Annotated in this window: 10 protein-coding genes and 1 pseudogene; 10 read left to right on the top strand and 1 reads right to left on the bottom strand. The window is 52.6% G+C overall.

Annotated features, from left to right (window positions below; genetic code table 11):
• From ACTH3S_RS16920 to ACTH3S_RS16895, 6 genes and pseudogenes are all read left to right on the top strand, one after another.
• Positions 1-1342 (top strand): T6SS phospholipase effector Tle1-like catalytic domain-containing protein (locus tag ACTH3S_RS16920; protein WP_441810184.1); only part of this gene is annotated, 1342 nt, incomplete at its 5' end.
• Positions 1332-1949 carry a DUF2931 family protein gene (locus tag ACTH3S_RS16915; RefSeq protein ID WP_441810183.1) on the top strand — a complete coding sequence of 206 codons (618 nt, stop codon included), beginning with the start codon at positions 1332-1334 and terminating at the stop codon, positions 1947-1949. The genes ACTH3S_RS16920 and ACTH3S_RS16915, both read left to right, overlap by 11 nt.
• A gap of 194 nt (positions 1950-2143) precedes the next feature.
• Positions 2144-2296 (top strand): annotated as a pseudogene (locus ACTH3S_RS16910) (PAAR domain-containing protein); the annotation flags it as partial.
• Between the two features lie 42 nt (positions 2297-2338).
• Positions 2339-4030 (top strand): phospholipase effector Tle1 domain-containing protein, encoded by a 1692-nt coding sequence (locus ACTH3S_RS16905; RefSeq protein WP_441810185.1) that lies wholly within the window; start codon positions 2339-2341, stop codon positions 4028-4030.
• 16 nt (positions 4031-4046) lie between these two features.
• Entirely contained in the window at positions 4047-4664 is a 618-nt protein-coding gene (locus ACTH3S_RS16900) for a DUF2931 family protein (RefSeq protein ID WP_441810182.1), read from the top strand.
• A 126-nt stretch (positions 4665-4790) separates the two neighbouring features.
• Entirely contained in the window at positions 4791-5417 is a 627-nt protein-coding gene (locus tag ACTH3S_RS16895) for a hypothetical protein (protein ID WP_441810181.1), read from the top strand.
• Positions 5418-5895: 478 nt separating this feature from the next.
• Here ACTH3S_RS16895 and ACTH3S_RS16890 read toward each other — a convergent pair whose 3' ends face one another.
• Positions 5896-6939, bottom strand: a complete 1044-nt coding sequence (locus ACTH3S_RS16890; protein ID WP_441810180.1) for an IS110 family transposase — start codon at positions 6937-6939, stop codon at positions 5896-5898.
• A 208-nt stretch (positions 6940-7147) separates the two neighbouring features.
• Here ACTH3S_RS16890 and ACTH3S_RS16885 point away from each other — a divergent pair, with 208 nt between their 5' ends.
• The 4 genes from ACTH3S_RS16885 to ACTH3S_RS16870 all read left to right on the top strand — a co-directional run bounded on the left by ACTH3S_RS16885 (position 7148) and on the right by ACTH3S_RS16870 (position 8576).
• Positions 7148-7462, top strand: a complete 315-nt coding sequence (locus ACTH3S_RS16885) for a transcriptional regulator (RefSeq protein ID WP_441810179.1) — start codon at positions 7148-7150, stop codon at positions 7460-7462.
• Complete coding sequence (locus ACTH3S_RS16880) at positions 7455-7754, top strand: helix-turn-helix domain-containing protein (RefSeq protein WP_144777397.1); 300 nt, start codon at positions 7455-7457, stop codon at positions 7752-7754. The genes ACTH3S_RS16885 and ACTH3S_RS16880 overlap by 8 nt, the downstream gene beginning before the upstream one ends.
• Positions 7755-7883: 129 nt before the next feature.
• Complete coding sequence (locus ACTH3S_RS16875; RefSeq protein WP_441810178.1) at positions 7884-8384, top strand: GNAT family N-acetyltransferase; 501 nt, start codon at positions 7884-7886, stop codon at positions 8382-8384.
• Between the two features lie 6 nt (positions 8385-8390).
• A complete protein-coding gene (locus tag ACTH3S_RS16870) occupies positions 8391-8576 on the top strand; it encodes a hypothetical protein (protein WP_441810177.1) in 186 nt (61 codons plus the stop codon).
• Positions 8577-8625 lie beyond the last annotated feature (49 nt).

The following is an 8625-nucleotide window of genomic DNA, read 5'->3' as shown; positions in this document are numbered from 1 at the left end:
GGACGAATGCCTGACGGCCAATGCTGCCGGGGCTATATCGGAAGTGGAATGCAGCAGTGAACTGTCGCAGATCATGGAAGGCAGTTACCTTAACGCAGAAACGAATGTCTCCAAGCTGGAGAACCTTTATCAGCGAGAACGAGGTGAGAGCGAGACCGGCGAAAAAGTTTACCGGCTATCAACCTATGTATCCGGGGTTGGCACTAAGTCCGGGAAGCCGGACGATGGTCCCAGTATGGGGCTTGGCTTGGGCGAACAAGGAATACTCAAAAAGATCGACGAAGGTTGCGGTGATCTGACTGTTGAAATTGGCGATTTTGTCAACGATTCAATCAACGAGCTGGTGCTTGATGTATTTGGCTTCAGCCGCGGAGCGGCCACAGCCCGACACTTTGTCAGCCGGGAGGTGCATGACACAACGGGCTCCTTGTATGGTGAATACAAAGGGGCTTTAGTCAGAGCATTCGAGCGGGAGGGCATCCCTTGGCCCGAGAAGGTTACCGTTCGCTTTGTCGGCTTGTTCGACACCGTTGCGGGGATTGCTGATTTGGGCAATCTGGACTTTTCAGCGCACGATGTTGAGACCGGACGTATCAACGTTAACCTACGGCCGGAGGATGCCGAACGGGTCGTTCAGTTTGTCGCACGGGATGAGCGCCGCCACAACTTCTCACTCAACAGCCTCCGGGGTAAGTCCGGCAACTTGCCGGACCACTTCAGCAAATGGATGCTGCCTGGTGCCCACTCCGATATTGGCGGTGGTTACCCGGATCGCTTTCACGAGCGTGTTGAAGTTCGCCCGCCTCTGGTAGTCAGAGGGAAAGATCGCCGCAACCCCGAAGCGAGTTTTGAATTTTCACGCATGTTGCAGGATCGTGCGCTGATTAAAAACGAAGGTTGGATAGGGGCATTGAATCCACTGGCTTCGCTGGAGGTTGAACAGGAACGCCCACCCGGTTTGCCCGGCGGCGATATAACGCTTCGTCTTTGGCTGGACCGCGAAGTTCGTGGCGAATATTCCCGTATCCCGCTCTATCTAATGCACAAGTTGGCAGTGGATGCTGGTGTGCCTTTCCAATCTATCAACCCAGAAGTAGAGGGCCTTTCTTTACCGCAAGAATTAATGACTGTTGCCAGAAACCTTGCCGCCCACGTTTGGCATGGCAGTGACTTGCTGATGACCTCAGAGTCCAGAGCTTTGCTGAAGCAGCGATACGTTCACCATTCGGACCACTATCTGAAGCTTGGGCCGATTTATCCCTTTAAACCGGCCAAATATGGCAAACGGGCCGTCCATCCCAATGAAGGGCAGTGGATCGAGGCACAATATAATGAGTATTAAACATCTGGCGGTCAGTTTCTGTTTTTTGGTGCTTCTCGGGTGTTCGGAGCAAACCGAGTCTGTAGGGTCAGTGGATGGCTCAAATTCTACTTATCGAAGTATAGGCGTCGTTGCTCCCGAACACTACGATGTCTGGGTGGATAAGTTCTTTATCGAATCGCTGTCCGAAAATGTTGGGTGGCGCCGACCTTTTGGATTCGTCTCTTGTTGCTGGAAAAGTCCCCCACTCTCCCGCGCGGAGTGGCAAACAACTCCCGAGTTGTTCCTAATTCGCTGGTTTTCGTTCGCAGAGCAACAGTCTTACGAGGCTGTGATCAAACTGGATAAACCTCATGAGATTGCAGACCAAATGAAAGAGGTGGCTCCCTTTGAGCGCTATGGTGAGATCGTTGAGCGCCCACGTTACAACCTTGTTTTTGGCCTTGCACCGGGTGGCACAGTAGTTCTGTGGATAATGAATCGGGCGGAAAATGCCATTGAAGTAGGCCGTTACAAGGCGAAGCCGTTCAACAACGAGAAATCAGACTACTCTCAATGGGTAGATGAATATCTGGAGAAAGAAGGCGAATATCTCCGGAAAAACGGGATCAAACTAGATGGCTGGTAGGTATATAGTATTACAGTTTGGGAGTCAGTCACCACATAACCATGCCATGCACCGGATGCCAAACCCTCCGCTTCGCTCCGGTTTTGTCACCGGTGATGGCGGGCGTTATGTGGTGCCAACCATGCTAGAATCGCGGGTTTTGATCAATATTTAATCACGGGTAGCCAGGACGCTACTCATCACAGAAAGGAACTCTCACCATGAGCAATCTGATTGCCGCCTGCGTCGGCGACATGCACGTTTGTCCGATCAAAGGGCATGACTCCTCCCCCATCATGCCAAACGGCTCCAACATCCTTGTTGAAGGTAAACCTATTGCCCGGGTAGGCGATGTCACCGGCTGCGGCGCCGTCATTACCCAAGGCTACCCGCTGGCGTTGGCCGATGGTATGCCGGTAGCCTTTCTTGGTAGTCCCACCAGCCATGGCGGCTCCATTGTCAGCGGTAATCAGCGAGTGATTTTGGGTGTTGCCACCACTACCGCACCGGTTGTGGACTTCGCCATGGCGGGCGCGCTGGATGATAAAGGCCAGCTTACCCCTGCTGCCAAGGAGTTGCTGGACAAAGACCCACAGGAGTTTGTGCGCAAAGCGGCACAGAAAGGCGCGTTGATTGACGAAGGCTTGCCGGACGAGTCATCGGATGGCTCGCCCGAAGAAGAGAATCGCCCCAAAGTCCGGGTAGAGGCTGGCATCTTTTTCGATGGTACAGGTAATAATCGCGGCAACACCCGTGCTTACCAGCAGGAGCTTGATAAATGCCTGACAGCCAATGCCGCCGGAGCCATATCGGAAGAAGAATGCAGCAGTGAGCTGTCGCAGGTTATGGAAGGCAGTTATCTCAATGCCGAAACCAACGTTTCGAAGCTGGAAACGCTTTACTTCAAGGACACCATAGAACAAGACGGTACCCCAACTCACCGGCTGTCTGTTTATGTTTCGGGAGTGGGTACCAAGTTTGGTGAGCCCGACGATGGTTTGAGTATGGGGTTAGGTCTTGGGGAACAGGGCATCCTCAGGAAGATTGATGAAGGTGCAGAGCAACTCACCTTTGAGATTGCCAACCGAGTCAATGACTCCATTGACGAGTTGATCATTGATGTATTCGGATTTAGTCGGGGCGCGGCAACAGCGAGGCATTTTGTCAGCCGAGAAGTATACGACACTACGGGCTCTTTATACGGTGAGTACAAAGGTGCGCTGGTCAGAGCGTTCGAGCGCGAGGGTATCCCATGGCCCAAGAAAGTGACAGTTCGGTTCCTGGGGTTATTCGACACCGTTGCCGGCATAGCCGATGTGGGCAATCTGGATTTTTCCGCCCACGATGCGGAAACGGGACGTATCAACGTCAATGTAAAACCGGAGCATGTCCAGCGGGCCGTCCAGTTTGTTGCGAGAGATGAGCGCCGGCACAACTTCTCGTTAAACAGTCTGCGAAGTGAATCGGGCAATTTGCCCGGGAATTTTAGCGAATGGGTTTTGCCTGGTGCGCATTCCGACATTGGCGGAGGATATCCAGAACAATTCCATGAGCGAATTGAAGTGCGTCCGCCGTTAGTGATCACGGGCAAGGATCGTCGAAATCCAGAGGCCAGTTTTGAGTTCTCTCGCATGTTGCAGGAACGAGCCCTGATCAAGGCCGAGGGCTGGATCGGTTCCCTTAATCCATTCGCCAGCTTGGACATCGAACAAAAGCGCCTGCCCATGCTGCCCACTCAGCCGAGTCTGAGCGGAAATAACGTTGCTTTGCACCTCTGGCTTGATCGGGAGGTTCGGGGCGAATACTCCAGAATTCCCCTGTACCTGATTCACAAGCTGGCCGTTGATGCCGGTGTGCCTTTCCAGTCTATTAACCCTGATGTAAAAGGCTTTTCAGTACCACAAGAACTTGTAACCGTTGCCCGAACCCTTGCTGCTCACGTCTGGCACGGTCAAGAGTTGCTGCTTTCACCCGAGTCAAAAGCTCTACTCAAACAACGATACATACATCATTCCGATCATTATCTGGAAATGGGGCCACTTTACCCGTTCAGGCCTGCGAAAAATGGCCGTCGGGCTGTTCACCCGAATAAAAGCGAGTGAATAAATGGAGACTTCTATGAATATTAAGGGTTGGGTGGTCAGTCTCTGTATTCTGGTGTTGGTTGGGTGTTCGGAACCAACGGAATCAGAGGGGCCAAGGCACGGCCCAAACAGCACGTACCGTAATATCAATGTGGTTGCACCTAAGCACTACGATGTCTGGGTGGATAATTTCTTTGTCGAGTCCTTGTCTGAGAATGTTGGCTGGCGGGCGCCTATTGGCATAGTTTCGTGTTGCTGGAAAAAGCCTCACGGGGCTTCGGCCGAATGGCAAACGATGCCGGAAGTCTTCCTGATCCGCTGGTTCGCGTTTGCGGAGCAGCAATCCTACGAGGCCCTGATTAGACTAGAAAACCCGGACGAGATTGAAGCAAAGATGAAGGCAGTTGCCGCATTCGAGCGCTTCGGCGAGATAGTGGAACGCCCACGCTACAACCTTGTCCTTGGTTTAGCGCCGGGCGGCACAGTGGTCGTATGGATTATGAACCGGCATGAGAACGCTATCGAAGTTGGTCGCTTTAAAGCCAAACCATATGATAACCAAGAATCAGATTATACTCAGTGGGTCAATGAGTATCTCGAGAGAGAGGGCGATTACCTCAAAGAGAACGGTGTGAAGCTAGATGGCTGGTAAAGTGGTAGGCTCGAAACCGTAGGAGTAAGTCACCACATAACCATGCCATGCACCGGATGCCAAACCCTCCGCTTCGCTCCGGTTTTGTCACCGGTGATGGCGGGCGTTATGTGTGGGGAGGAGATATTGGAATCAGCTAGTACTTTAAAGGTTCTTCGATCTGCTCTGAGATTGGTTTACGAGGAACACATCGCTCGCCTTTTGGCTATTCCAAGTCCTTTTCTAGAAGCTATGACTCCTGATAGACGAATAATTTTTCAGGACGTTTTCGAGGGCTACAACAAAGGGATTGAGGCGGAAATTTCCCGCTATGGTGACTGTCTTCGATCCGAATTAACTGAGGTTTTGGAAAAGGGGCACGCCAGTGGCTGTTTGCCGGCTAAAGAAGCTGTTATTGAGGTTGTCAGTGACTTCATCGAGCCCGGCTTGTACAAAATGAGATTCGAAAAGTTCCTCGAATCAATTGATCGAAAATTTGGGCAATACGGTACAGACTCTGGTTTGGCCAGTTATAGGCTTGAGATACCAAGGTCAACTGCACAGGTAGGTGCGCAGAATGGTTGCAAAAGGGTTCACAGGCTCCTCCTTAGCACCACCGACACCGTCTATCTAAGCCAGGCCAATACGAGTGAGAAAGAGCAAGAAGAGCGCGGATTTTATCGTCGAATCAATGATATATACGATGAGCATCCTGCACTTTTTTGGCTAATGGCGCTTGCTATCTCCGTATTTTTGGGTGTAATTGCGCTATGACCGTCAAAGCACATAACCCATATGAGCCTTCTCGGAATCAATAAGCAATAGTCGTTTTTTGGCCGCGCCAGCGGCCAATCTAAACCCATGAGCGAGAACGCCTGCTTCGTCAGTCTCGTAGGGCTGTCAGGCACTTACAGCAAACACATATAGGGGCTCTCTTGTGTGGCTTTAGGCCACAGCCTGACCGGTCGTTCCTTCGGTGGGTCAGGGGCACCAGACATTCATCGGTTAACCGGTCACTGGCACTATTCAAACGACGGGCTGCAGGGCTCCAGTTAGGTTCAGGCTCAGGTCCGGTGTAAGCGCACTGGCTCATGGTATTAAGGCACGCCCACGGGCTGGCTAATCAAGTCGCTCTGGCTTCAACATCGGTGACAGAGAACTGCTTCGGTATCGGGTACCAGTCAGCGGACTCGCAGTCTTCACAGTCATCCTCTCTGATCCAGTTAGACATCATGCTCAGCCCGTGGCGTGACTAACCTTTCAGGAATCGTTGTTCATCGAACACCCTCTTGTCTTTGAGCATGAAGTAAGCTGCCCGTCCCAGTTTGTGGGCCAGCGCAGACAGGGCTTTGGGTTTGTTCATGCGTTTCTGAAGTTTTTCGACGTAGCGCTTGGCTTTATCGCTGTTACGGATAAACAGTACCGCTGCCTCGGAGAAGGCCCATTTCAGATGGGCATTACCGATTTTGTTTCCCTGAGTGCCATAGACCTTGCCGGCGGATTCCGCTTTGCACTTCACCAAGCGAGCGTAGGAGGCAAACTTCTGAACGGATTCGAAGCGTTGAATATCGCCGACTTCGTAGAGAATGGTCAGCGCCAGGATGCGGCCCACGCCCGGAATGGTTTTCAGCACAGTGAGTGAGGCGGGATCATGTTGTTTGGCTTGCTGCTCCAAGTGCCATTCGAGCTTTTTGAGCTCGTGCTGATAGCTGTCGACAATGGCGAGGTCCAGATCGACGTTGCGTTGAACGTCTGGATCGCTAAAGGCCGAAGTGAGTTGTGACCGCCCGCCCGGGTTGTTGAGGTTAGCCTTACTGGGTGGCAGGTTGTACTGGCTCACGGTATTCACGACGTGGGCTTTGAGCATGGCACCATGCTGGACAATGCGGGTGCGGCGTCGCAACAAGTCACGTGTGGCCCGCATCTTCTTCGGGTAGACGTAGGCCAGAGGGAAATTACCACCACGCATGAGCATCGCAATCTTGAAGGAGTCGATGCGATCATTCTTGGATTTGCCGCCGTGGATAGCCTTCATGTAGAGCGCATGGCCCAGGATGAAGTGGATGCCGTGTTCTTCACACAGATCCGAGACCCAATACCAGCAGTGCATGCATTCAACGCCAACGACAAGGTCATCACGAAAGGGTTCGAGAAGTGCCAGTAGCGGTTCCGGTCGGGCCTTGATCTCTTTGTGCAATAACACCTCGCCTTGCTGGTCGAGGATGCAGACGTATAGGCTGCGAGCGTGTAGGTCGATTCCACAATAATGACGATGAGTGCTATGGTAAAAGTTCATGAGTCTTCTCCCTTGTAGTGCTTGGTCGCCTTCCAGCTTAGCGGGTAACCGCCGGGCTGGGGAGAAGGCTCAATCAGTATCAAGTGCAGGCACGGCGACGGCTTTTCCATTGCGGCTTTGCCTCCATTCCAAAGCCGCGCATGCTGCGGGCGTTAACCCTTGTGGCCACCACCTTGCAAAACTCCGTCAATGACGTATATTTATTGTCATGTTTACTATCATCGAAACCCCTACATTTGAAGCGGATGCCAGAAAAATCTGGACTGAGGAAGAGCGAAGCGCTTTCTGTGCCTGGCTTGCGGCAAGTCCGGAAATTGGCGACCCCATTCCGGGTAGCGGCGGATGTAGAAAGGTTCGTTGGTCGGTAGCGGGTTCAGGGAAGCGTGGTGGGGTGCGAGTCATTTACTTCACCAAGCTGGCAAATGGTGAGATCTGGTTATTGGTGATCTACAAAAAAGCCGTCAGGGGCAACATACCCGCTCATATCCTGAAGTCGATTCGTGAGGTATTGGAAAATGAGTAACGAGACACTTAGTGCTGAGGAGCTTGGTAACAAGCTGCTCCAATCCGTCCAAGAAATGAAAGCGGGTAAAGCTGCACGAACCAGTCGTGTAGAACCTAATGAGGTAGCGCAAGCACGAGGTAAAACGGGCCTCACTCAGATAGAGTTTGCTGAGGTGTTGCATATTTCCGCGCGTACGTTGCAGGAATGGGAGCAAGGTCGACGTGAACCCTCTGGCCCAGCAAAAGCACTCATCGAGATTGCTTCCCGCCATCCCGAGGTTATTCGGGAAGGCCTTGAGCTACGGGGTTAACAAGCGGCTGTTGTCGGACGCGCCTACGCTGCGCTCCGGTGCTGGTTACTTTAGCGTTAGGAAACCGAGTTACCCATGAATAATAGACATCTTCTATAGTTAGGGTAGCCCCTAACACGGAGGTGCTTTATGAGCCGCAAGAAGCCCCAAGCCGACACTGAGGAATTGAGGCAAACTATGAGCACCTTCCAGACGAACTTCGTGGTGGCGAGCGACAAACCAAAATGGCGAACCCTGTTTGAAGGCTACGCTGAGTTCTATGGCGTACCCATGAGTGATGCCATCGCAGATGAAGTATGGAGCTGGCTATTAGACCCAAGCCACGTGCTTGAAGGATTGCTCACCCGCACCGATGTCGGTCTCGCGGTTGGTATGGCCCATGTTCGTGCTTGCCCTCGCCCTCTTGGGGGGAACGAAATTGGGTTCCTGGATGACATGTACGTGACCATGGATGCTCGCGGTAGTGGGGCCGCCGACGCTATATTCGAGAGTCTTCAGAGCCTCGCTCGCGAACGTGGCTGGTGTGCGATACGCTGGATCACACAGCACTTCAATGAGCGAGGTCGCGCCTTTTACGACCGGTACACCTCGGGGCCGAGCGATTTCATCATGTATCAGTGGAAGGAGTAACCCGCCATGCCGTCGCACCTTCGAATGTTCACGGTTCTTGCGCTCGGAATCATCATCTTAGCGAGCGATGCTTTAGCAGAAAATGCACCTCAGCAGAGGTACCCCGATGTCATTTCAGCCAAGGTGCGCGCCACCGGCGATAACAGCTTCGATTTTGACGTTACTCTCTCCTCACCCTACGACACGCGGTAATCCCCCCGAAAATCCAAGGTGTTCAAAAGTAGAATTTTCCGTAAGCTAA

The organism is Marinobacter sp. (genome assembly GCF_052094685.1).
GTDB lineage: Bacteria > Pseudomonadota > Gammaproteobacteria > Pseudomonadales > Oleiphilaceae > Marinobacter.
Note: the sequence above shows the minus strand (reverse complement) of the source record. Positions and strands in the feature narration are given on the sequence as shown.